Origin of the sequence: Pseudomonas sp. PSPC2-3, from assembly GCF_049898265.1 — a bacterium.
GTDB classification, from domain to species: Bacteria; Pseudomonadota; Gammaproteobacteria; order Pseudomonadales; family Pseudomonadaceae; genus Aquipseudomonas; species Aquipseudomonas veronii.
Genome location: NZ_JAFCXJ010000018.1, coordinates 26,751 through 50,790 on the forward strand (window position 1 = coordinate 26,751; position 24,040 = coordinate 50,790).

Below are 24,040 nucleotides of genomic sequence, written 5' to 3' on the forward strand. Positions count from 1 at the left end.
GATCATCGCGGTTGGGCGGGCCTGGATTTATTCTCGAGCGCTCTCCCAACAACGACAAGATCGAGGTAGCCCCATGCGTGAAGTAGTGATCGTCGACAGCGTGCGAACCGGCCTGGCCAAGTCCTTTCGCGGCAAGTTCAACCAGACCCGACCGGATGATATGGCGGCCCATTGCGTCAACGCGCTGCTGACACGCAACGGTATCGACCCGGCCACGGTGGAAGATTGCATCGTCGGCGCGGGCTCCAACGAGGGCGCCCAGGGCTACAACATCGGGCGCAACGTCGCGGTGCTGTCGCAACTGGGCACCGGCACGGCGGGGATGACTCTCAACCGTTTCTGTTCCTCGGGCTTGCAGGCGATTGCCATCGCAGCCAACCAGATCGCCTCGGGCTGCAGCGATATCATTGTCGCCGGCGGCGTCGAGTCCATCAGCCTGACCATGAAAAGCGTCAACACCGACAACCTGATCAACCCGTTGCTCAAAGCGCAGGTGCCGGGCCTCTATTTTCCCATGGGCCAGACCGCCGAAATCGTTGCGCGCCGCTATCACGTCAGCCGCGAGGACCAGGACCGGTATGCCCTGCAAAGCCAGCAGCGCACCGCCCAGGCCCAGGCCGATGGCTTGTTCAACGATGAAATCGTGCCGATGGCTGTCAAGTACGCTGTCGAGGACAAGAACAGCGGCGCCGTGCAGGTGCTCGACGGTGTGGTCGAGCGCGACGACTGCAACCGCCCCGACACCACCCTGGCCAGTCTCCAGGGCTTGAAGCCGGTGTTTGCCGAAGACGGCTCGGTGACCGCGGGCAACTCTTCGCAATTGTCCGACGGCGCCTCGATGACCCTGGTGATGAGCCTGGAAAAAGCCCTGGCCCTGGGGCTCAAGCCCAAGGCGTTTTTCCGTGGCTTTGCCGTGGCTGGCTGCGAGCCCGATGAGATGGGCATCGGCCCGGTGTTCTCGGTGCCCAAGTTGCTCAAGGCCAAGGGCTTGCAGGTGGCGGATATCGACCTGTGGGAACTCAACGAGGCGTTCGCCTCCCAGTGCCTGTATGCGCGCGACCGCCTGGAAATCGACAATGCCAAATACAACGTCAACGGCGGCTCGATCTCCATCGGCCACCCGTTCGGCATGACCGGCTCGCGGCAAGTCGGGCACCTGGTGCGTGAGTTGCAGCGGCGTAATCTGCGTTACGGCATCGTCACTATGTGCGTGGGCGGCGGCATGGGGGCGACCGGGCTGTTCGAAGCTGTGCGCTGAGCCCACTGTGGGGGCAGGCCGGCTCCCGCACTTGCACAGTGCCGTATCCCAATCCGTCTACTTGCCCCTAGAATGCCGGTTCCACTTCCTCTGGCTTCTGGGGCACTCATGCACATCTCTTCCGGCCGCTGGGTCTATGGCTTTTGCTTGACCCTGCTGGCCGCGCTGCTCTGGGGCATTCTCCCGGTCAAACTCAAACAAGTGTTGCAGGTGATGGACCCGATCACCGTCACCTGGTTTCGCCTGACGGTCGCCGGCAGTTGCCTGTTCGTCTACCTCGCCGCCGTCAAGCGCTTGCCCAGCCTGCGCGTGCTCGGGCCGCGTCGCGGTTGGCTGGTGGCGATGGCCGTGTGCGGGCTGGTGGGCAACTACGTGCTGTACCTGGTGGGTCTGAACATGCTCAGCCCCGGCACGGCGCAACTGGTGGTGCAGATGGGGCCGATCTTCCTGATGGTCGCCAGCGTGTTTGTGTTTAAAGAGCGCTTCAGCCTGGGCCAGGTGTTGGGCCTGGTGGTGCTGGTCATCGGCTTTGGCCTGTTCTTCAACCAGCGTCTGGTGGAGTTGCTGACGTCCCTGGGCACCTACACCGCCGGGGTACTGACGGTCCTGCTCGCCACTACTATCTGGGTGTTCTACGCCTTGGGCCAGAAGCAATTGCTGACGGTGTGGAATTCGCTGCAGGTGATGATGGTGATCTACCTGTCGTGCGCGGTGTTGCTCACGCCTTGGGCGCATCCGCTGGAGGCCCTGCAACTGAGTCCGCTGCAAGGCTGGCTGCTGCTGGCGTGCTGCATGAACACGCTGGTGGCCTACGGCGCATTTGCCGAGGCCCTGGCCCATTGGGAAGCCTCGCGGGTGAGTGCGACCCTGGCGCTGACGCCGTTGGTGACGTTTGTGGCGGTGGCCCTGGCGGCGTGGTGGTGGCCGGATTTTGTGCAGGCTGAAGAGATCAATGCGCTGGGGTATGTGGGGGCGTTGGTGGTGGTGTTGGGGTCGGCGACCGTGGCGTTGGCGCCGTCGTTGTTTGCGGGGCTCAAGGCGCGGCGGGCGCGGTTGGTGTCTTGATCGACCCAGGTGTTTTTATCGGGTGTACGCGGGCCTAAGTGTGGGAGGGGGGTTGCTTGCGATGGCGACCTGACAGCCGATACATATCCAACAGGTTCACCTCGTTCCAAATGTGGGAGGGGGCTTGCCCCCGATGGCGGCCTCTGGGCCGACCATTTTTTTGGGTTGAGTACATATCCGTTTCTTTGGTAACGGCTGCTATAGGTTCCGCTCTTACAGCGGGTCACTTTTGGAAAAGAGCCCCAAAAGTAACCAAAAGGGCTCTTGCCCCACCACTCGGCACCTCGCTTAGGCTCGGTGTGCCCGAACGCAGGCTTGAATCCGTGGGCCGCCGTCATGGGCCATCCATGGCCCAGGACGGCTAACCCGGCGTCCTGCCGGGTTACCCACGGATTCAAACCTGCGTTCGGCCAGCGTGGTTTTACGGGGCGCCTAAGATCAAGATCAAAAGCAGATCAAGATCAAAAGCAAAGCAAAAGCACGCGCTATGCGCTTATTGTCCGGCCTCCAGCATGTTTTCCGGGCGTACCCATTGGTCGAACTGTTCGTCGGTGAGGTAGCCCAGGGCCAGTGCGGCTTCCCTCAGGGTCAGGCCTTCGGCGTAAGCCTTTTTGGCGATCTGCGCCGATTTGTCATAGCCGATGTGTGGGTTGAGCGCGGTCACCAGCATCAGCCCGCGTTCCAGGTGCGCGGCCATTTGGTCGGCGTCGGGCTCGAGGCCGGTGATGCAGTGTTCCTGGAAGTTGTTGCAGCCGTCGGCCAGCAAGCGGATCGATTCCAGCAGGTTGTGGATGATCACCGGTTTGTACACGTTCAACTGCAAATGCCCCTGGCTGGCGGCAATGCCGATGGTCACGTCGTTGCCCAGGACCTGGCAGGCGAGCATCGACAGCGCTTCGCACTGGGTCGGGTTGACCTTGCCGGGCATGATCGAGCTGCCCGGTTCGTTGGCCGGCAGTTTGACTTCCGCCAGCCCGGCGCGCGGGCCGGAGCCGAGCAGGCGCAGGTCGTTGGCGATTTTCATCAGGGCCACGGCCAGGGTTTTCAGGGCGCCGTGCAGGGTTACCAGCGGTTCGTGGCCGGAGAGGGCAGCGAATTTGTTGGGTGCGGTCACGAACGGCAAACCCGACAAGGCTGCCAGCTCGGCGGCAATCGCCTCGCCAAAGCCGTGGGGCGAATTGAGCCCGGTGCCGACCGCGGTGCCGCCCTGGGCCAGCTCGCACACCTGGGGCAGGGCGCTGCGGATCGCGCGTTCGGCGTAATCGAGCTGGGCGATGAACGCCGAGAGTTCCTGGCCAAAGGTGATCGGTGTGGCATCCATCATGTGGGTGCGACCGGTCTTCACCAGCTTCATATGCCGCGCCGACAATTCCGCCAGCCCGCCGGACAGGTGTGTGATCGCCGGCAGCAGTCGCTGGTTGACCGCCTGCACCGCCGCGATGTTCATCGCGGTGGGGAAGCAGTCGTTGGAACTCTGGGAGCGGTTCACATGGTCGTTCGGATGCACCGGGCTCTTGCCGCCGCGCGTCTTGCCCGACAGCTCGTTGGCACGCCCGGCGATCACTTCATTGGCGTTCATGTTGCTCTGGGTGCCGCTGCCGGTCTGCCACACCACCAGCGGGAACTGGTCGTCATGCTGGCCGTCGAGCACTTCGTCGGCGGCCTGTTCGATCAGGCGTGCGATGTCGGCGGGCAGGTCGCCGTTGCGGCTGTTGACCCGGGCGGCGGCTTTCTTGATCAGGGCCAGGGCGTGCAAGACCGCCAGGGGCATGCGCTGCTCACCGATGGCGAAGTTCACCAGCGAGCGTTGGGTCTGCGCGCCCCAGTAAGCGTCATCCGGGACTTGGACTTCTCCCAGGCTGTCGGTTTCGATACGGCTCATCGGGCACACTCCTTCAGGTTCGTTTGCGCAGTTTAGGCCGTGATCGGCCCTGGGGGTTCCATAAAAGCCTTTTCATCGGATTCATCCACCGCAAATCCATGCCTGACAAGGGGTGGGGTTGAGCCATGGCGTTTTTTAGGCGCAGAATGGGCGCCCTTGGGGTCTTACCTCGCCTGCTAGAAAAGGAAACTCGATGACTCGTCTTCGTGCCATCTGTACCGCGGTTGCTCTGGTTTGCGCCAGCGGCCAGGTTTTTGCCGATACCGCCAGCCACAACGCCAGTGCCGAAGCCTTCCTTACCCTGGCCCACGCTGACAAGCTGGGGACCCCGGTGTACATGCAAGTGCAGCAAATGTTCGCCCAGCGTTTCGAACAGACCAAAGCGCCTGCCGCCAAACAGTCCGTACTGGACAGCTACCAGGCCAAGGCCAACGCCGCTCTGGACCAGGCCATCGGCTGGCCAAAACTGAAACCGGACATGGTCAAGCTCTACACCAGCAACTTCAGCGAATCCGAACTCAAGGATCTGGTTGCCTTCTACCAGTCGCCGCTGGGCAAGAAAGTCCTGGAAAAAATGCCGCAACTGACCCAGCAATCGGCCCAGATGACCCAGGCCAAGCTGGAAAGCGCCGTGCCGGTGGTGAACAAGCTGTTGGAAGACATGACCAACGAGCTGACACCTAAAGCCGCCGCACCGGCCAAGAAGAAGTAAGCAGGAATGACCATGCAACAGCGTATCGAAACGGCGCTTGCCGCCCTGGGCCCGGACCACCTGAGCGTGCTGGACGAAAGCCACATGCACAGCCGTGGGTTGCAGACCCACTTCAAGGCCGTGCTGGTCAGCCAGCAGTTCGAAGGGCTTAACCGCGTCAAGCGCCACCAGAAGGTCTACGCCACCCTGGGTGACCTGATGAGCGAGTTTCATGCGCTGGCGCTGCATACCTATACGCCTGAGGAATGGGCGAAAACCGACGCAGCCCCGGCCTCGCCGACCTGCGCGGGCGGCCATTGACGGGTTGATGTTGAATCTACTGTAGGAGCGAGCTTGCTCGCGAAAAAACTCAGAGCGCCGCTGGGCGTCAGGTTATCCGTGTCATCGTTCACGACCTTCGCGAGCAAGCTCGCTCCTACAGTTAACGGTTCATCCCTGATAGAATCCGCAACGCGCCGCTTAGCCGGCGCGTTTTTTTTGCATCCGGTTCACCCCTTACGAGGGTAGCCACCTGGAGAGAACACCCATGACTCAACCGATTGTCGTGGCGGCACTGTATAAGTTCGTCACCCTCGAAGATTACGTCGCCCTGCGCGAGCCCTTGCTGCAGGCGATGGTCGACAACGGCATCAAAGGCACCTTGCTGATCGCCGAAGAAGGCATCAACGGCACCGTTTCCGGCAGCCGCGAAGGCATTGATGGCTTGATGGCCTGGCTGAAGAACGACCCGCGCATGGTCGATATCGACCACAAAGAGTCGTACTGCGACGAGCAGCCGTTCTATCGCACCAAGGTCAAGCTCAAGAAAGAGATCGTGACCCTGGGCGTCGAAGGCGTCGACCCGAACAAAAAAGTCGGTACCTATGTCGAGCCGCAGGACTGGAACGCGCTGATCAGCGACCCGCAAGTGCTGTTGATCGATACGCGTAACGACTATGAAGTGTCCATCGGCACCTTTGAAGGCGCGATCGACCCGAAAACCACCAGTTTTCGCGAATTTCCCGACTATATCAAAGCCAACTTCGACCCGGCCAAGCACAAGAAAGTCGCCATGTTCTGCACCGGCGGCATTCGCTGCGAGAAGGCCTCCAGCTATATGCTCAGCGAAGGCTTCGATGAGGTTTACCACCTCAAGGGCGGCATCCTGAAGTACCTCGAAGAGGTGCCGCAGGCCGAGACCAAATGGCAGGGCGACTGCTTTGTGTTCGACAACCGCGTCACTGTGCGCCACGACTTGAGCGAAGGCGACTACGATCAATGTCATGCCTGTCGCACACCGGTTAGTGTGGAAGACCGCGCATCCGAGCACTACGTGGCGGGCATCAGTTGCCCGCATTGCTGGGATAAGCTGCCGGAGAAAACCCGTCGCAGCGCGATCGACCGGCAAAAGCAGATTGAATTGGCCAAGGCTCGCAATATGCCGCACCCGATTGGCTACAACTACAAGCAAACCCCTTCCGAGGCCTGAACCATGTCCGCGCGCCTGCTCTACATAATGGACCCGATGTGTTCCTGGTGCTGGGGCTTTGCTCCGGTAGCCGAGGCGTTGGTCGAGCAGGCCCAGGCGGCCGGCGTGGAGTTGCACCTGGTGGTGGGCGGCTTGCGCACCGGCAGCGGCGCGGCGCTGGACCCGTCGACCCGGCGCTATATCCTGGAACACTGGCAGGCGGTCACCGACGCCACCGGGCAGACGTTCAAGCATGAAGGCGCGCTGCCCGACGGTTTTGTCTACGACACTGAGCCGGCGTGCCGCGCCATCGTCACCGCGCGCAGCCTGGCGCCGGATTGCGCGTGGAAGCTGCTGAGGCTGATCCAGCATGCGTTTTATGTCGAGGGGCGCGACGTGACCCTCGCCAGTATTCTGGTGGAGCTGGCGGAAAAAGCCGGCATACCGCGTATCGAGTTCGCCGGGGCGTTTGACCGCGCTGAGCAGCACGCCGCCACCGCCGCCGATTTCACCTGGGTGCAGGATTTGGGGATCGCCGGTTTTCCGACGTTGCTGGCCGAGCGCAATGGCCAGTTGGCCTTGCTGACCAATGGCTACCAGCCGCTGTCCGAGCTGTCGCCGCTGCTCGGCCGCTGGCTGGAGCGAGCCGCCTGTGCCTGATCAGCCTGACACAGAGCCCTCCCACCGCGTCGATCGACTGACCTGGGCGGAAATCCGCCGCCTGGCTTTGCGTCACAAGAAATCCCTGTGGATCGCCAATGGTGTCGCCGTACTGGCGACCCTGTGCAGCGTGCCCATCCCCCTGTTGTTGCCCTTGCTGGTCGACGAAGTACTGCTGGGCCATGGCGATGCCGCGCTCAAGGTAATGAACCACGCGCTGCCCCTGGGCTGGCAGAAAGCCGCCGGTTATATCGGCCTGATGCTGCTGGTGACGCTGGCCCTGCGCTGTGGTGCGCTGGTGTTCAACGTGGTGCAGGCGCGCTTGTTTGCGCGGCTGGCCAAGGACATCGTCTACCGCATCCGCGTGCGCCTGATCGAGCGGCTCAAGCGTATTTCCCTCGGCGAGTACGAAAGCCTCGGCAGCGGCACCGTCACCACGCACCTGGTCACCGACCTGGACACGCTGGACAAATTCGTCGGCGAAACCCTCAGCCGTTTCCTGGTGGCCATGCTGACCCTGGTCGGCACCTCGGCGATTCTGGTGTGGATGCACTGGCAACTGGCGTTGCTGATCCTGCTGTTCAACCCGCTGGTGATCTATGCCACGGTGCAGTTGGGCAAGCGCGTCAAACACCTGAAAAAACTGGAAAACGACAGCACCTCGCGCTTCACCCAGGCGTTGACCGAAACCCTCGACGCCATTCAGGAAGTGCGTGCCGGCAATCGCCAGGGCTTTTTCCTCGGGCGCCTCGGCCAGCGCGCCCAGGAAGTGCGTGACTATGCGATCCACTCCCAATGGAAAACCGACGCCTCCAGCCGCGCCAGCGGTTTGCTGTTCCAGTTCGGCATCGATATTTTTCGCGCGGCGGCCATGCTCACCGTGCTGTTTTCCGACCTGTCCATCGGCCAGATGCTCGCCGTGTTCAGCTACCTGTGGTTCATGATCGGCCCGGTGGAGCAGTTGTTGAACCTGCAATATGCCTACTACGCGGCGGGCGGGGCGCTGACGCGGATCAACGAGCTGCTCGCCCGTGCCGATGAGCCGCAATATGTCGGCGGCGCAGACCCGTTCACTGGGCGCGAAACGGTCGGCATCGACGTGCGTGGCCTGACGTTCGGCTATGGCGAAGAGCGGGTGCTCGACCAGTTGAACCTCAGCATCGAACCCGGTGAGAAGGTCGCGATTGTCGGCGCCAGCGGCGGCGGTAAAAGTACCCTGGTGCAACTGCTGCTGGGGCTGTACACACCGCAGGCCGGCAGTATTCGTTTCGGTGGTGCAACCCAGCAGGAAATCGGCCTGGAGACTATCCGCGAGCACGTCGCGGTGGTGCTGCAACACCCCGCGCTGTTCAACGATACCGTGCGTGCCAACCTGACCATGGGCCGCAACCGCAGTGACCAGGCGTGTTGGCAGGCCCTGGAAATCGCCCAGTTGGAGGCGACCGTCAAGGCGTTGCCCCTGGGCCTGGACAGTGTGGTGGGACGCTCTGGCGTGCGCTTTTCCGGCGGCCAGCGCCAACGCCTGGCGATTGCGCGCATGGTCTTGGCCGAGCCGAAGGTAGTGATCCTGGATGAGGCAACCTCGGCCCTGGACGCCGCCACCGAGTACAACCTGCACCAGGCGTTGGCGCGGTTTCTCAGTGGGCGGACTACACTGATTATTGCCCATCGGCTTTCGGCGGTGAAACAAGCTGATCGGGTGCTGGTGTTCGACGGTGGGCATATCGCCGAGGACGGCGACCATCAGCAACTGATCGCGGAGGGTGGCTTGTACGCCAAACTTTACGGGCACTTGCAACAAGTGCGTTGATTTAGCCTACGCTGTGCTATTAGGAGCGGATGTTCGCGTGCGTATTCAGCTGTGCATGTGCAAGGGACTTCATGAAGCAGAAGCGGACTCTCGGAACGCCAAGGTTGTTGGGCATTGTCTGGCCCTTTATTGCCGTCGTATTGTTCCAGGCATTATTAGGCTGTGTCAGTCTGTATGTGCTTTCAGCGGTGCGCGTCTATGTGGGCGGCGAAAGCCTGTGGTCCAAGGGCCAGAAAGACGCCATCTACTATCTGACGCTGTACGCCGATAATCGCGACGAAGCCACCTACCTCAAATACCAGCAAGCCATTGCCGTGCCCCAGGGCGGGCATGAACTGCGTGTCGCCCTGGACCGTCCTGCCCCCGACCTCAAGGCGGCGCGCGAGGGGATCATCAAGGGTGGCAACCACCCGGACGACGTCTCCAGCGTGATCTGGCTGTACCTCAACTTTCGCCATTTCAGCTACCTGGAAAAAGCCATCGAACTGTGGACCGTGGGCGATGGCTACCTGGTCCAGCTGGATGATTTGGCCCGGTCGATGCACCGGGCGATCACCGCGGGTCAGGTCCATGACGACGATGTGCGGCAATGGAAGGCGCATATCTTTGCCATCAACGACGGCGTGACGCCGGCGGCCAAGGCGTTCAGCGATGCCTTGGGTGAAGGCTCGCGCGTCGTCCTGCGGCTGTTGCTGATCACCAACCTGGCCACGGCCTTGTGCCTGATCGCCCTGGCGCTGCTGCGTACCCACAAGTTGTTGGCGCAGCGGCACGCGTTCGCCGATGCCCTGCAAGTGGAGAAGGAGCGGGCACAGATCACCCTGGAGTCGATCGGCGATGGGGTGATCACCACCGATGTCGATGGCGCCATTGCCTACATGAACCCGGCCGCCGAGGCCCTGACGCGCTGGACGTCGGCCCATGCCCAGGGCCTGCCCCTGGCGGCACTGTTCAACCTGCTGGATGAAAATGCTCAGCCCGATGGTTTTGCGCTGATCGAGCACATCACCAAGGGCCGCTTGAGCGGCGGCAGCGAACACTCCAAAACCATCCAGCGCCTGGACGGCAGCACCGTTTCGGTGACCCTGGTGGGCGCGCCGATCCGCAGCGCCGGCAAAGTCAGCGGCGCGGTGCTGGTGCTGCACGACATGACCCAGGAACGTCAGTACATCGCCAACCTGTCGTGGCAAGCGACCCATGACGCGTTGACCGGCCTGGCCAACCGTCGCGAGTTCGAGTTCCGCCTGGAACAGGTGCTGCAACAGGTCGCGCGTGAGCACAGCGGGCGGCATGCCTTGATGTTCCTCGACCTGGACCAGTTCAAGCTGGTCAACGACACCTGCGGCCATGCGGCAGGCGACGAGCTGTTGCGGCATATCTGCGCACTGCTGCAATCGGATCTGCGTGAAGGTGACACCCTGGCGCGACTGGGGGGCGACGAGTTCGGCATCCTGTTGGAGAACTGCCCGGCGTCGGTGGCGGAAAAAATCGCCGAAAGCCTGCGCCACACGGTGCAGAACCTGCATTTCGTGTGGAAGGGCCGGCCGTTCATGACCACCGTCAGCATTGGCCTGGTGCATATCTCCCAGGTGCCGACCACCCTGGAAACGTCGCTGCGCGCCGCCGACATGGCCTGCTATATGGCCAAGGAAAAGGGCCGCAACCGCGTGCAGGTCTACCACGCGGACGACTCCGAGCTGTCCTTGCGCTTTGGCGAGATGGCCTGGGTGCAGCGCCTGCACATGGCCCTGGAAGAAAACCGCTTTTGCCTGTACTCCCAGGAAATCGCGCCCCTGGGGCCCACCGACGCCGACAATGGGCACATTGAAATCCTCCTGCGCCTGCATGACGAGGCCGGCCGCATCATTCTGCCCGACAGTTTCATTCCGGCCGCCGAACGTTACGGGTTGATGAGTTCCCTGGATCGCTGGGTGGTGGACAACGTGTTCAACCTGATTGCCCGTTGCATGCATGAGCGTCCGGGCCGGCCCATGGCAATGTGTGCGATTAATCTGTCAGGCATAACGATTGGTGATGACGCTTTTCTCGGTTTTTTACGCGAGAAGTTCGCGGCTTACAGTGTTCCGCCAGAAATGATTTGTTTTGAAATAACTGAGACCTGCGCTATTGCCAATTTGGGCAGTGCGATTCGCTTTATTAATGAACTCAAAGCCTTAGGTTGCCATTTCTCACTGGATGACTTCTGCGCCGGAATGTCCTCATTCGCTTATCTGAAACATTTACCTGTAGACTTCCTGAAGATCGATGGAAGTTTCGTAAAGGATATGCTGGACGACCCGATTAACCGCGCCATGGTCGAAGTGATCAACCACATCGGCCACGTCATGGGTAAGCGCACAATTGCTGAGTTTGTTGAAACGCCGCACATCGAACAGGCATTGCTTGAGATTGGTGTGGATTACGCTCAGGGCTATGTGATTGAACGCCCGCAATTGTTTACCTTTGATAGTTTGCAGTGTCGACCTGTGCGGCCGCAGCCTCTGTTATTCAAGGCGCCCGGCACATTCCGCTGAAACATTTGCTGGTCTGTACAATCACACTTAAAAAGGAGCCTTACAGTGATCGACACCTTCAACCGAACCGGCCCGCTTATGGAAGCCTCGAGTTACCCCACCTGGGCTCAGCAATTGATCCAGGACTGTAGCGAGAGCAAGCGCCGAGTTGTCGAACACGAACTGTATCAGCGCATGCGTGATAACACGCTGAGCGCCAAGACCATGCGCCAATACCTGATCGGTGGCTGGCCGGTGGTCGAACAGTTTGCCTTGTATATGGCACAGAACCTCACCAAGACCAAGTTTGCCCGTCATCCTGGCGAGGATATGGCGCGGCGTTGGCTGATGCGCAATATTCGGGTGGAATTGAACCACGCCGATTACTGGCTGCATTGGGCCCGCGCCCACGGCGTCAGCCTCGAAGACCTGCAAGCACAGAACGTACCCCCGGAATTGCATGCACTGAGCCATTGGTGCTGGCACACCAGTTCGGCCGATTCGTTGATCGTTGCGATCGCCGCCACCAACTACGCCATCGAGGGCGCGACGGGGGAGTGGTCCGCGTTGGTGTGCTCCACCGGCGTTTATGCGGCAGCCTTCCCCGAGGAAGACCGCAAGCGCGCGATGAAGTGGCTGAAGATGCATGCCCAGTACGACGATGCCCACCCTTGGGAAGCGCTGGAAATCGTCTGCACCCTGGCCGGTACGAACCCCAGCCGACAACTGCAGGCAGAGCTGCGCCAGGCCGTGTGCAAGAGCTACAACTACATGTACCTGTTCCTGGAAAACTGCATGCGCCTGGAGAAAGACAAACCGGCGGCCGCGCCTGTTCGCGAGCGCCTGGTGCGCGTCGCCAGCGAAGCGTGATGTGAAACGCGTGGCGGGGGTTTACCCCGCCATTGCCAAGCGGTTGCGACCTTCGCGCTTGGCCACATACAAGGCGCTGTCGGCCCGACGCAACAGGCTTTCGGCAGACTCGGCAGGCAACAACGTTGAGCAGCCCAGGCTCACCGTCAGATCGATGCGTATGTCATCCGCCCAATATTCCTGGGCCTGTGTCGCCTGGCGCAGGCGCTCGCCGACGACCGCCGCCGCATCCCGGCCGGTGTTGGAGAGCAGGATCAGGAATTCTTCCCCGCCAAAGCGGAACACCATGTCCACATTGCGCAACTGGCCCTTGATCGACGCAGCCACGGCGCGCAGTACCTTGTCGCCGGCCGCGTGGCCGTGAGTGTCGTTGATGCGTTTGAAGTGATCGATGTCGAGCATCAGCAGGGACAACGGGGTCGAGTGTCGCCGCGCCATGTCGATTTCCCGCTGCAGGGTCTGGTCCATGGCGATGCGGTTGCCGGTTTCGGTCAACGGGTCACGCAGGGCGCTGCGGGTCGCGGCGCGATAGAGCAGGGCGTTACGCATCGGGTAGAGCAGGGTGGCCAGCAGTGATTCGAGTTGACTCAGTTCTTCTTCCATCAAACGTTGGTTGCGACGGAATACCAGCTCGCCCAGATGTTCGCCTTCATGGCTCAAGGCGTAGCTCACCGAATGATGGCCGCGATGGCCGAATTCCAGGCGCAGGTCACTGGCCTGATGGCTGTAGTGCAGAGCGTCCAGGGGCACCAGGCGCTGGATCTCGCGAAAGAACAGACCGAGGATGCATTGCGGTTCCAGGCTGGTCTGCAGTTGCAGGCCCAGTTGTTGGCGCAGTTGAGCAACCGTGGTGGGGCGGTGCGAGAGAGGGGATGACTGACTAAAGCCCAGGCGTTGCAATTTGGCACTGTCGAAGTCAATTGCGTGGAGCTGGGGCGGGTTTTTCATAAGCAGTCGGCCTCTAAGCACTTAGCTGTCTTACAGGCTCGATGAGAGTGGCGAGTGCCAAGCGTCTTACTGTTCCTTCAGTTCCGTAAAACATTGGAAACAGTTTAAACCGCTTTGCCAGGGGTTATAACCCTTGGGCACTGCCACACGTCTTGTCATCGCTTAACCTGCTTGAAAGGGCTAGAGCGAGATTCATGCCACTTTGTTTTATTTTGAATAAAATCCTTATAAATCAAAGGCTGTTTATGGGGTCAAAAACAGCCATGGCGAAAGGATGTCAGTTATTTGGCAGGTGACGGCGGTTTTACCCGCCGTACTGAACCAGCGTGGTGGCGTCGATCTGCTCGATCGACGTCACGCCGGTCAGCGTCATGGCCACACGCATTTCCTTGGCGAAGATATCCAACAGGTTTTCCACCCCGTGCTGGCCATCGGCGGCCAACGCATAGGCGGTCGAACGTCCCAACAGGCATGCCTTGGCGCCCAGGGCGAGCATGCGTACCACGTCGAGCCCGGAGCGGATGCCGGAGTCCACCAGCACCGTCAGGTCATCGCCGACTGCCTGGGCAATGGGCGGCAGTGCCTTGGCGGTGGAGAGCACGCCGTCCAACTGGCGGCCGCCATGGTTGGAGACCACGATGCCATCGGCGCCGAAGCTCACTGCGTCCTTGGCGTCCTGCGGGTCGAGGATGCCCTTGATGATCATCGGGCCTTTCCAGAACTCGCGTATCCACTCCAAGTCTTTCCAACTGATCGACGGGTCGAAGTTGTTGGCCAGCCAACCGACGTAATCTTCGAGGGTGGTGGGCTTGCCCAGGTACTTGGAGATATTGCCCAGGTCGTGTGGGCGGCCCAGCACGCCGACATCCCAGGCCCATTGTGGCTTGGTGACGGCCTGCAGCATCCGGCGCGCCGAGGCATACGGCCCGGACATGCCCGAGTGTGCATCACGGTAACGCGCGCCCGGCGTCGGCATATCGACGGTGAACACCAGCGTCGTCACCCCGGCGGCCTGCGCCCGTTCCAGCGCGTTACGCATAAAGCCGCGGTCCTTGAGCACATAGAGCTGGAACCAGATCGACTGCGCGCTTTGCGACGCCACTTCCTCGATCGAACACACCGACACCGTCGACAGACAGAAGGGAATCCCCTTGTTGGCCGCCGCCTTGGCCGCCTGCACCTCGCCGCGCCGCGCGTACATACCGGTCAAGCCAACGGGGCTGAGGATGATCGGCATGGCATGTTCCTGACCGAACAGCGTGGTCTTCAAGCTCAGGCTATCCACGTTGCGCAGAATGCGTTGGCGCAGGCTGATCTCGGCCAGGTCCGAACTGTTGGCACGCATCGTGTGTTCGGCGTAGGCGCCACCGTCGATGTAGTCGAACAGGAAGCGCGGCAGCTTGCGCTTGGCGGCGGCACGGTAATCGGATGCCGACGAAATGATCATGAGCAGTGACTCCACAGGGCAAAGGGGGGTTACGGTAAGCAAACTTCTGGCATGATAAAAACAACTTTTATCGCTAGTGCCCAGTCGCAAAAGGAATACCGATGAACCTGAGAACACTGCGTGTCTTCGTTGAGGTGGTGCGCCAAGGCGGGTTTTCCCAGGCGGCGCAGGTGGTGTCGCTGACCCAGTCGACGGTGAGCAAGGCCGTCAAGACCCTGGAAGAAGAACTGGGCGCGCCGCTGCTTAATCGTCTTGGGCATAAGAACGAACTTACCGCCGCAGGCGAAATTGCCTACCGCCGCGCCCTGGTGCTGCTCGCCGAGCGCAGCGATCTGGTCGCCGAGATCAACGACCTGCGCGACCTCAAGCGCGGCGTGCTGCGCATCGGCCTGCCGCCGGTGGGATGCGGCGTGTTGTTCGCGTCTATGTTCGCCACCTACCGCAACCGCTACCCGGACATCGATATCGAACTTACCGAGCACGGCAGCAAAAAACTGCACGAATGCCTGGAAGCCGGGGAGGTCGACCTGGCGGCCCTGTTGCTGCCGGTAGACGATGGCTTCGACTACCAGCCCGTGCGCAATGAGCCGCTGATGGCCGTGCTGCCCATGAGCCATGCGCTCGCGCGGCGCAAGCGCATCGACTTCACCGACCTCGCGGATTCACCGTTCATTCTGTTCGAAGCCGGTTTTGCCCTGAACGCATTAATCCTCGCTGCCTGCGAACGCAAGGGCGTGACGCCCCGCGTCACCGCCCGTAGTGGGCAGATCGACTTCATCGTCGACTTGGTGGCGGCAGGGCTGGGCGTCGCCTTCCTGCCACGCATGCTCGCGCACAAGCACCAGCACGCCGGCATCGCCCTGATCCCCTTGGACGAACCCCACACCGACTGGCACATCGCCCTGGCCTGGCGCGCCAGCGCCCACCTGCCACCCGCAGCGCGCGCCTGGCTGGACCTGGCCAAGGAAATGACCCACGTAGGGTAAAAGCCGAACGGGTTATCCGATTGCGTTCGGCAATGCCAGGTAGTGCTTGACTTGTCCTTTTTAATCAGTAACATACGGTGAATTCCGCGATAGCTCAGTTGGTAGAGCAAATGACTGTTAATCATTGGGTCCCTGGTTCGAGTCCAGGTCGTGGAGCCAGACAAGGTTTCAGAGAAAGCTTTTAAAATCTCTGAGCACCCCGAAAAACCCGCCTTCTGGCGGGTTTTTTCGTTTTGGCGTTCTGTCGGACCCCGGTGGGTGCCAGCCATTTCAAGGGTAGAACCCTTATCGCGCTTGCCTGAATTGCAGGAACGGATCGACACCTATAAAGGCCGCGCGCTTACTCGGCTGACGGTCTTGCTGTCGCTGCACGTGTTTGTACGCTCCAGCGAGCTGCGCTTCTGATTTCCATCGGTGGATAATTTCATCCGCAGCCGCAGAGCGCCCAACAATTCGAGCCTTGAGCCGAATTCTCCCCCAGGCGTAGAAAAGGTCGGGCAGAGCGCTGTCGTTGACAGCAACCCCGGTAGCCAGAACCTTTAAGGCTACGCCACACCGTGGTGGTTCTCCCAAAGTTTGATTAGCGTCCGGCGGCTCGCACGGTCACAGCGATGCAGATGATGGTGCCGCAGCCCAGGCCCGCAGGTATCAAGCAACATGAGTGTTCGCTGCAAGCTCATGCGCGGGCTCGGGCTTGATCTTGAACCAGAGGGTGTACATCGCTGGCAGGAACACCAAGGTCAGTACTGTGCCGGCAAACGTACCGCCAATCAGGGTGTACGCCAGCGTTCCCCAGAACACCGAATGGGTCAGCGGAATGAACGCCAGCATCGCCGCCAACGCCGTGAGAATCACTGGCCGTGCACGCTGCACAGTGGCTTCGACCACTGCGTCATAAGGCGACAGACCGGCTTGCTTATTAGAGTGGATCTGGCCAATGAGGATCAGCGTGTTGCGCATCAGAATCCCTGACAAGGCAATCAATCCCACCAAGGCGTTGATCCCGAACGGCTGCTGGAACAGCAGCAGAATTGGCACCACACCAATCAGGCCCAAAGGCGCGGTGGCGAACACCATCATCATTGCCGACATCGAGCGCACCTGAATGATGATGGTCAGCAACATCAGCGCAATCATGATCGGGAACAACGGCAGCAATGCCTTGTTCGCTTTACCCGACTCTTCGATCGAGCCGGCAAACTCAATGCGGTAGCCCGCCGGCAGTTTTTCGATGATGGGCTGCAGCTGCGTTATCAAGGCGTTGGAGACATCGGGAGGCTGAAGACCTTCAGCCACGTCACCGCGCACGGTGATGGTCGGCGTCCGATCACGCCGCCGCAGAATGGGTTCCTCCATGTGCACATCCACCGTCCCTACCTGGGACAGCGACACGCGCTGGCCTTGGGCGCCGGTCAGCGTGAAGGCGGCAATTTTCGATGGATCAAGACGCGTCTCACCAGCGGAGCGAGCGACCACCTGAACCGAACGAATGTCCTCACGCACCTCGGTGACAGGCACCCCCGTGAGCAGAAATTGCAGCTGTTGCGCGACATCGGTCGAGGTCAAGCCGAATGCTTGCAGGCGATCCTGATCCAGCGTGAGATGAAGTGCCGGCACGCGCTCGCCCAAGTCGGTGTTGACGGTCCTCATCATGGGGCTGGCGGTCATGACCTCACGCACCTGCGCGGCGATATCCCGCAACACTGCGGGGTCGGCGCCCATCACCCGAAAGGCCACCGGATACGGTGAGTAAGGACCAAATACCAACTGCGTCACCCGCACGCGGGCTTCGGGCGCCAAACCATCGGTCGTGGCTTGCCTGAGCCGAATCTTGAGCGCCTCACGCTCTTGCTGATTCGCCGTCAGGACGACGATTTTTGCGAAGGATGGATCGGGTAGCTCAGGGGCCATCGCCAAATAGAAGCGTGGCGCGCCCTGGCCAATGTAAGCGGTGACAATCTTGGCTTCCGGCTGCTGAGTCAACCACGCCTCGACCTTGGCCGCCGCCATATCAGTCTGTTCGATAGAGGTGCCGTAAGGCATCTGCACCTCAACCAGCACCTCAGGTCGGTCGGATGTTGGAAAGAACTGCTTCTTGACCACGCCCATGCCCATAATCGCAACAACAAACAAGCCCACGACGGATGTCGCCACCAGGCCATTGCGGCGGATCACACTGCCCAGCAGGCGCCTGAAACGCTGGTAGTTCGGTGTACCGTAAATCGCCGTATGCCCACCTTCAGGCACCTTGATCTGCGGCAGCAGTTTGACGCCCAGGTAAGGGGTAAACACCACGGCCACCACCCAGGAAGTGATCAGCGCAATGCCAACGATCCAGAACATGTTCGCGGTGTACTCACCAGCGGTCGACTTGGCAAAACCGTTGGGCATAAAGCCGATCGCCGTCACCAACGTCCCCGACAACATCGGCGCGGCCGTGTGGCTCCAGGCATAAGCGGAGGCCTTGATTCGGTCGTAGCCTTCCTCCATCTTCACCACCATCATTTCAATGGCAATGATGGCATCGTCCACCAGCAGTCCCAGCGCCAGAATCAACGAGCCCAGGGTAATTCGATCGAAGTCTTTGCCCGTGGCCGCCATGACAATGAACACGGCCGCCAGGGTCAGCGGCACCGCTGCGGCAACCACAACGCCGACACGCCAGCCCATGCTGAGAAAACACACCAGCAGCACCACGCCCAAGGCAGCAAAAAACTTCACCATGAACTCGTTGACGGATGCGTCAATATTCACCGCCTGATCCGTGACCTTGGTCAGGCTCATGCCCAAAGGCATCTGCTCATTGATCGCTGTTGCCTCAGCGTCCAGCGACTTCCCCAAATCCAGACCGTTCCAGCCATCGCGCATGACCACGCCGAGCAACAGTGCTGGCTCGCCGTTGTTGCGTACCAGGAATGTCGCGGGGTCCTCATAACCGCGCTTGACCTCAGCCACGTCGGACAACTTGAGGGTTCTGCCCTGCACTGTCAGCGGGGTATTGCGGATCTTCTGCAGGTCATCAAACGCGCCATCCAGGCGGATGAAAACCTGGGGCCCCTTCGCTTCTACCGAACCGGCCGGCGTTATCATGTTTTGCGTGTTCAACGCACTGAAGATGTCTCGTGCAGAAATGCCCAGCGTCGCCAGGCGCTCGTAGGACAGCTCGACAAAAACGCGCTCGGCCTGTTCACCGATGATGTTGACCTTCTTCACACCCGCTACATGCAGCAAACGCTGGCGCAAGCTCTCGGCTTCGCGCACCAACAGACGTTGCGGCTCGCCCTTGGCCTTGAGCGCATAGAGCGCGAAGGTGACATCGGAATACTCATCATTGACCATCGGGCCGATCACCCCAGACGGCAACCCCTTCTGCTCATCCAGGACTTTCTTGCGCGCCTGGTAAAACTCCTCCTGGACGGCTGAGGGTGGCGTGCTATCGAGCAGATAAACCGTGGTGAATGCCAAGCCGGGCCGGGTAAAGGTCTCGGTCCTATCGTACCAACGCAGTTCCTGCATGCGTTTTTCCAGCTTTTCTACCACCTGGTCCTGCATCTCCTGGGCCGTCGCTCCAGGCCAGGCTGTGACCACCGTCATTTGTTTAATGGTGAATGCCGGGTCTTCCGCACGCCCCAGTTTGAAGAAGGCGTACAACCCACCCACAGAAATCAGCAGGATCAAAAACAGGGTGATTGAGCGCTCGCGTACTGCCAGCGCCGAAAGATTGAAGCCGCTCATCGACTCACCTCAACCACCGTTTTTTGCGTGGCACCGGCAAGTTCAGTCCTGACTTTCTCTCCCTCATTCAATAGGTGTGCACCCAATGCGACGACACGATCACCCACCTGGAGATCACCCGTCACGCGCACACTGGCCTCGTTATTCAAGCTGCGAACCTTGATCGGGCGCCACACCACATGCTCCGGTTCTCCCTCAACCACCCAGACACCCGGGCCTTTACCCGCGTCGTAGAGGGCCCCTATGGGCACCTGTAATTCCTTGGCATCAGCAACATCCGTGTCAGCGATAGACACTGAGATAGTCGAACCCAGGGTGGCGTTGGAGAGCGCCCCCTCCAGCACATAACGCGCTTCATACGTTCGGGTCTGTTGGTCCGCAGAGTCGGACAGCTGACGTAAACGGGCGCTGCCTGCACGCTGGTTCTGCCCGTAGAGCTCAACCGTCGCCGCTGAGCCCAGCGCAGGACGTAGCGTCTCGGGTAACTGGATCACGGCCTCGCGCTGCCCTGAATGGGCAACGCGTATCACCCTCTGTCCTGCGCCAACTACCTGTCCCGGCTCCGCCAAGGTATCCACTACCACCCCGTCAGCATCCGCCACCAACGTCGAATAACCGGTCGCGTTTTTCGCCACATCAGCCTGAGCCTGGGCAGCGTTTAGCTGAGCTTTCGCCGAGTCGGCAGCCGCTTTGATCCCTGCGTAAGCTGAGGCAGATACCGCACCGACGGACACCAAATCACGGTAGCGAAGCTCATCATCGGAGGCCTGCCGGGCTCGAGCCATAGCGGCCAGCACCGCTTCCTGCTGCGCCCTCGCGGTCAGCGTCAGGTCGTTGGCATCGATACGCATGAGTGGCTGCCCACGTTTGACACTCTGCCCAGAGTCCACCAAGCGCTCCAAGACTTTCCCTGGCACCCGAAAACCGAGATCGCTCTGAACTCGAGCCGCGACGATACCGGTGAATACCCGTGCTGCAGGCGCGGAGGGTTGAACCACGCCGATGCGTACCAACGGCACTTGAAGGCGAGGATCGGCGGGAGTGGCCTCGTTGCAGGCCGCTAGGGCAAACGGCAACAAGACAATGAAAATGAGTGACATGCGGTGGCGCTGGATCATAAAGACCTCTCGGTAGCGGATGCACCATGCTTATTCAAGTGACCATTTCTGTCAATAGTCACTGCCGAGATGAATGAACGTCGCCCACTTGATCAGAGCAAAGCAAAGAGGCTCGATAGCTAGTTTTTTCAGGCGCACACGCTGATACGGATGCGCAGCGCATCCGTCAGCAGAGGTTTAAGGCATCAGGCTGCGCAGAACCAGATTGGAGATGAGAGAAGGGGCTTCTTCAACAAAATCGAGGTTGTACTGCAGTAGCAGAGGATTGATGAAGGGCCGCAGAGCGAGATGAATCGCCTCTACCGTCTCGTCCAGCGGAGTCTTGCGTTCAAACTCGCCGAGCTCTCGCCCCTCACGCACGATTTGCAACACGAAGCTCTTGATCCGAGCGTCATAGACTTGTGAGCTGGGCCATCGCTCCGACGCGGAGAACGCTGCGATATCGTAGAGTTTACGGTCGTTAAAGAACAGGCTCACACCTGTAGCGATTAAGGTTTTGACCAGGCGCCGAAAACGTTCGGTCGGCGAGATGCCGTCTACATTGATGGCTTGCTCCACTGCCGTAACGATTTCAGTCAGGCAATTTGTACAGATTGCTTCACCAATCGCCTGCTTGGATTCAAAGAATTTGTAGATGTAAGCCTTGGAAAAGCCGATGGCCTTGGCTAGGTCAGAAACCGTTGTTTTGCCATAACCGTATTGACTGAAATGTTCGTTGGCCGCCGCAACAATCTGGTCTCGAATGTCGTGATCGGCTGGGCCACGGGCGCTGGGCGAAGAAACTGATGGCTGATTCATGCGAGCAGCTTACTCATCCCAACGGTGGTTGACAACTTGTGACCAAATTGTAATATCGTCACAAATCGACCCTTTCGCAGGTACCCCATGCATCCTCCTCTTCGTTTCGCCGTCTTACTGTGTTTGGGTATGGTTGCAGGTTGCGCAGTGGGCCCCGACTACTCAAAACCCAGTGTGGAATTGCCCGAGCATTTCTCGGCGCAAACGTCCAAGGCACGACAAGTGGATGCGGCAAATGCCGATCTCGCTGCTTGGTGGAATGCATTTAATGACCCGATACTCAGTCAACTGATAAATCGAGCACTTGAACAGAACCTCGATTTAGCCCAGGCAAGCGCAAGGATCGAGCAGGCTCGCGCCGGTTTGGGCGCAGCTAACGCAGCCCTCCTGCCGTCGGCTACCGTCAACGGTCAAGCGGCCCGAGCCCGTCAGTCATTGGAGACGCCGTTGGGCCAAGTGCTGAATTCAGCCCCTTCCTATAATCGCTACGGCAGTGCCTATGAGGCGAACTTGAATGCCGCCTGGGAGCTGGATGTGTTTGGCGGGCTGCGCCGAGGTAAAGAAGCGGCCTTCGCCGATTATCAGGCCTCGCAAGCCGGAGCGATTGCCACACGCCTGGCAGTGGTCGCGCAAACAGCCGACCTTTACATCAGCATCCGTGGCCTGCAAGCACGCCTGGAAATTGCCCGGCGGCAAGTCGACACACGACAACAACTGCTCACCACCATCGAACATCTTTACGCAAAAGGCCTGGCGGCTGAACTGCAGTTGAACCAGGCCCAAGGCGCGCTGAGCCAAGCGCAGGCCACCGTGCCGGTACTGCAAGCAGGCATTGACACGGCAATGAATGCGCTGGATGTCATGTTGGGCAAGGCGCCCGGCACTTACAGCGCGCAGTTGACTAAGCTGGCGCCCATCCCTGAGGTGCCAGGCCTCTCGGACATGGGCGCTCCTGCCGACCTGCTGCGTCGGCGTCCAGACTTGATCGTCGCGGAGCGCCGTCTTGCGGCATCCAGCGCGCGTATCGGCGAAGCCATGTCCGAGTACTACCCCAAACTGTCTGTGGCAGCGCTGCTCGGCAGTGCTACATCGGTATCCAGCGCGAACCTGTTCAGCAACGGCGCCAGTCAGGCTTCGGCGGCACTGGGATTACGCTGGCGGCTGTTCGATTTTGGCCGCATCAACGCCCAGATTGATTTGGCAAAGGGCCAGGAAGCCGAAGCCTTGGCCGCTTACCGCCAGTCCGTTCTGCGGGCCTGCGAAGATGTGGAAAGCGCTGTTTCGGCACGGATCAACCGCGAGCAACAATCGACCCAGCTCGCCCAGGGCGAGTCGGCGTATGCGAAAGCCAGAGCGACATCGTTTGCCGCCTATGAAAAAGGCGTGGTCAGCTTGATCGAAGTGCTGGATGCCGATGAACATCTCCTAGCTGCATCTGATGGCAGAGCCCAGGCACAAACTGAATCGGCTCGCGCTGCAGTGGCCACGTTCAAAGCATTGGGCGGCGGTTGGCAGCGAGATGACTCAGATGCTCGCGTTGTCTCAAAAAGAGCGGAAACTCGAATGTTTTTTCCTGATCCAGGGATATCGAAAGAACTCCAATAAAATACGGGCTGGATCAGGATGATCGTAGGGATGTATAGACTAAAAAACAGAATAATTTCATTGTAGAACAAATGTTTATTTTTCTGTTCGAGTCCAGGTCGTGGAGCCAGATAGAGAAAAGCCTGCAGCGATGCAGGCTTTTTTGCCTTGGATTTCGCCAGGGCGATCAAAGCGCACAGCGTGAACAGCATGAATGCGTCTCTGATCCTTCGATTCAGAGGTAAGCCCCATGAAAGTCACTGCAGTCGTTTCACCTGGCCACGGCCTAGGTAAAGCTGCATTCACGGGCGACTATCGGAAAGCGAGCAGGGTATTGCGGTGTCGCGCGGTATCCATAAGACTCCTTCATGGGTAGTGGCGCGTTATAGCAACGCTTGGAGCGCTTGGCCCGGCATAAATCCCTGCCCTGGTGCCAGCCACCTGCATGCCCGGGCTACAGGTTGCGGGCGATGTTCAGCGCGGCGTAACTCTGGGCTACCGGCATGATTTCCACCGAGTTGATGTTCACGTGCGGCGGCTGGCCTGCGATCCACACTACTGTGTTGGCCAGATCCTCAGGGCGGATTGCCTCCACGTCGCGGTACAGCGCGTTCACCGCGTCCTGGTCACCGGCCAGGCGTACCAGTGAAAATTCCGTGCCCGAGCACAGCCCCGGCTCGATGTTGCTGACCCGTACCCTGGTGCCTGCGAGGTCTGCGCGCAGGTTCAGGCTGAACTGTTTAACGAAGGCCTTGCTGGCGCCATATACGTTGCCGCCCGGGTAGGGATACGTGCCGGCAATGGAGCCGATGTTGATGATCAGCCCGTTGTTAGCTTCCACCATGGCCGGCAGCAGCTTGTGGGTGACCATGGCCAGGCCGGTGACGTTCGTGGCGATCATGCGTTCCCAGTTCTTGGCATCGGCGCTCTGGGCGCGGTCGATACCCAGTGCCAGGCCGGCGTTGTTCACCAGCAGGTCGATGTGCAGCGACGAGTCGCGAATCGATTCGCAAGCCGCGTCCAGCGAGGCGGCGTCTGTCACGTCCAGGGGCAGGGCAATGAAGTGCTCGCCCAGTTCGCGCTTCAGTTCCGCCAATTTATCTGCGCGGCGGGCGCCGCCGATCACGCGGTAATTGTCAGCGATCAATGCGCGGCAGATGGCCTTGCCGAAGCCAGCCGAAGCGCCGGTCACAAATGCAGTTTTCAT

18 protein-coding genes, 1 tRNA gene and 1 pseudogene are annotated in these 24,040 nt (G+C 60.3%); 12 read left to right on the plus strand and 8 right to left on the minus strand.

All coding sequences use genetic code 11. The features are described 5' to 3' along the window. The first annotated feature begins 73 nt into the window (after window positions 1-73). Complete coding sequence (locus ACP7E3_RS30930) at window positions 74-1,258, plus strand: thiolase family protein (protein ID WP_046483950.1); 1,185 nt, start codon at window positions 74-76, stop codon at window positions 1,256-1,258. A 108-nt stretch (window positions 1,259-1,366) separates the two neighbouring features. Continuing rightward, complete coding sequence (locus ACP7E3_RS30935) at window positions 1,367-2,323, plus strand: DMT family transporter (protein WP_017845864.1); 957 nt, start codon at window positions 1,367-1,369, stop codon at window positions 2,321-2,323. Between the two features lie 493 nt (window positions 2,324-2,816). On the opposite strand, the gene ACP7E3_RS30940 is transcribed toward ACP7E3_RS30935, so the two are convergent. Further along, the gene (locus ACP7E3_RS30940; RefSeq protein WP_057003904.1) at window positions 2,817-4,205 is read right to left on the minus strand and encodes a class II fumarate hydratase; all 1,389 of its coding nucleotides are present in this window, start codon (window positions 4,203-4,205) and stop codon (window positions 2,817-2,819) included. 193 nt (window positions 4,206-4,398) lie between these two features. Between ACP7E3_RS30940 and ACP7E3_RS30945 the strand changes: the two genes are divergently transcribed. Together ACP7E3_RS30945 and ACP7E3_RS30950 are read left to right on the plus strand one after the other, a co-directional pair. Next, entirely contained in the window at window positions 4,399-4,917 is a 519-nt protein-coding gene (locus ACP7E3_RS30945) for a DUF2059 domain-containing protein (protein WP_010567461.1), read from the plus strand. 6 nt (window positions 4,918-4,923) lie between these two features. Continuing rightward, complete coding sequence (locus ACP7E3_RS30950; RefSeq protein WP_026139887.1) at window positions 4,924-5,217, plus strand: BolA family protein; 294 nt, start codon at window positions 4,924-4,926, stop codon at window positions 5,215-5,217. 17 nt (window positions 5,218-5,234) lie between these two features. Here ACP7E3_RS30950 and ACP7E3_RS30955 read toward each other — a convergent pair. After that, window positions 5,235-5,357, minus strand: a pseudogene (locus tag ACP7E3_RS30955) (outer membrane lipoprotein carrier protein LolA); the annotation flags it as partial. Window positions 5,358-5,443: 86 nt separating this feature from the next. Here ACP7E3_RS30955 and ACP7E3_RS30960 point away from each other — a divergent pair. The 5 genes from ACP7E3_RS30960 to ACP7E3_RS30980 all read left to right on the plus strand — a co-directional run bounded on the left by ACP7E3_RS30960 (window position 5,444) and on the right by ACP7E3_RS30980 (window position 12,217). After that, window positions 5,444-6,385: a rhodanese-related sulfurtransferase gene (locus ACP7E3_RS30960; RefSeq protein ID WP_017845867.1), complete on the plus strand. Its 942-nt coding sequence runs from the start codon at window positions 5,444-5,446 to the stop codon at window positions 6,383-6,385. A gap of 36 nt (window positions 6,386-6,421) precedes the next feature. After that, the gene (locus ACP7E3_RS30965; protein WP_426125435.1) at window positions 6,422-7,024 is read left to right on the plus strand and encodes a DsbA family protein; all 603 of its coding nucleotides are present in this window, start codon (window positions 6,422-6,424) and stop codon (window positions 7,022-7,024) included. Next, on the plus strand, window positions 7,017-8,834 hold the full coding sequence (locus ACP7E3_RS30970) for an ABC transporter ATP-binding protein (RefSeq protein ID WP_046382588.1): 1,818 nt from the start codon (window positions 7,017-7,019) through the stop codon (window positions 8,832-8,834). The genes ACP7E3_RS30965 and ACP7E3_RS30970 overlap by 8 nt, the downstream gene beginning before the upstream one ends. 71 nt (window positions 8,835-8,905) lie before the next feature. Continuing rightward, complete coding sequence (locus tag ACP7E3_RS30975) at window positions 8,906-11,368, plus strand: EAL domain-containing protein (protein ID WP_079444414.1); 2,463 nt, start codon at window positions 8,906-8,908, stop codon at window positions 11,366-11,368. A 78-nt stretch (window positions 11,369-11,446) separates the two neighbouring features. Continuing rightward, entirely contained in the window at window positions 11,447-12,217 is a 771-nt protein-coding gene (locus tag ACP7E3_RS30980; protein ID WP_186352193.1) for a TenA family transcriptional regulator, read from the plus strand. 21 nt (window positions 12,218-12,238) lie between these two features. On the opposite strand, the gene ACP7E3_RS30985 is transcribed toward ACP7E3_RS30980, so the two are convergent. Both ACP7E3_RS30985 and lldD read right to left on the minus strand, forming a co-directional pair. Next, window positions 12,239-13,165, minus strand: coding sequence for a GGDEF domain-containing protein (locus tag ACP7E3_RS30985; RefSeq protein WP_046382591.1), 927 nt, complete (start codon window positions 13,163-13,165; stop codon window positions 12,239-12,241). Window positions 13,166-13,469: 304 nt separating this feature from the next. After that, a complete protein-coding gene (gene lldD, locus ACP7E3_RS30990; protein ID WP_046382592.1) occupies window positions 13,470-14,612 on the minus strand; it encodes an FMN-dependent L-lactate dehydrogenase LldD in 1,143 nt (380 codons plus the stop codon). Between the two features lie 101 nt (window positions 14,613-14,713). On the opposite strand from lldD, the gene ACP7E3_RS30995 reads away from it, so the two are divergent. Together ACP7E3_RS30995 and ACP7E3_RS31000 are read left to right on the plus strand one after the other, a co-directional pair. Further along, on the plus strand, window positions 14,714-15,598 hold the full coding sequence (locus ACP7E3_RS30995; protein WP_301556458.1) for a LysR family transcriptional regulator: 885 nt from the start codon (window positions 14,714-14,716) through the stop codon (window positions 15,596-15,598). Window positions 15,599-15,681: 83 nt separating this feature from the next. Continuing rightward, window positions 15,682-15,757: transfer RNA gene (locus tag ACP7E3_RS31000), tRNA-Asn, on the plus strand. 489 nt (window positions 15,758-16,246) lie between these two features. On the opposite strand, the gene ACP7E3_RS31005 is transcribed toward ACP7E3_RS31000, so the two are convergent. From ACP7E3_RS31005 to ACP7E3_RS31015, 3 genes are all read right to left on the minus strand, one after another. Further along, entirely contained in the window at window positions 16,247-19,333 is a 3,087-nt protein-coding gene (locus tag ACP7E3_RS31005; protein ID WP_201021352.1) for an efflux RND transporter permease subunit, read from the minus strand. Beyond that, on the minus strand, window positions 19,330-20,451 hold the full coding sequence (locus ACP7E3_RS31010) for an efflux RND transporter periplasmic adaptor subunit (RefSeq protein WP_128192365.1): 1,122 nt from the start codon (window positions 20,449-20,451) through the stop codon (window positions 19,330-19,332). Before ACP7E3_RS31010 ends, ACP7E3_RS31005 begins: the two co-directional genes overlap by 4 nt. Window positions 20,452-20,628: 177 nt before the next feature. Further along, window positions 20,629-21,249: a TetR/AcrR family transcriptional regulator gene (locus ACP7E3_RS31015; protein ID WP_046382597.1), complete on the minus strand. Its 621-nt coding sequence runs from the start codon at window positions 21,247-21,249 to the stop codon at window positions 20,629-20,631. 87 nt (window positions 21,250-21,336) lie between these two features. Between ACP7E3_RS31015 and ACP7E3_RS31020 the strand changes: the two genes are divergently transcribed. After that, window positions 21,337-22,854, plus strand: a complete 1,518-nt coding sequence (locus ACP7E3_RS31020) for an efflux transporter outer membrane subunit (protein ID WP_232565902.1) — start codon at window positions 21,337-21,339, stop codon at window positions 22,852-22,854. 433 nt (window positions 22,855-23,287) lie between these two features. Here ACP7E3_RS31020 and ACP7E3_RS31025 read toward each other — a convergent pair whose 3' ends face one another. After that, a complete protein-coding gene (locus ACP7E3_RS31025) occupies window positions 23,288-24,040 on the minus strand; it encodes an SDR family NAD(P)-dependent oxidoreductase (protein WP_017845883.1) in 753 nt (250 codons plus the stop codon).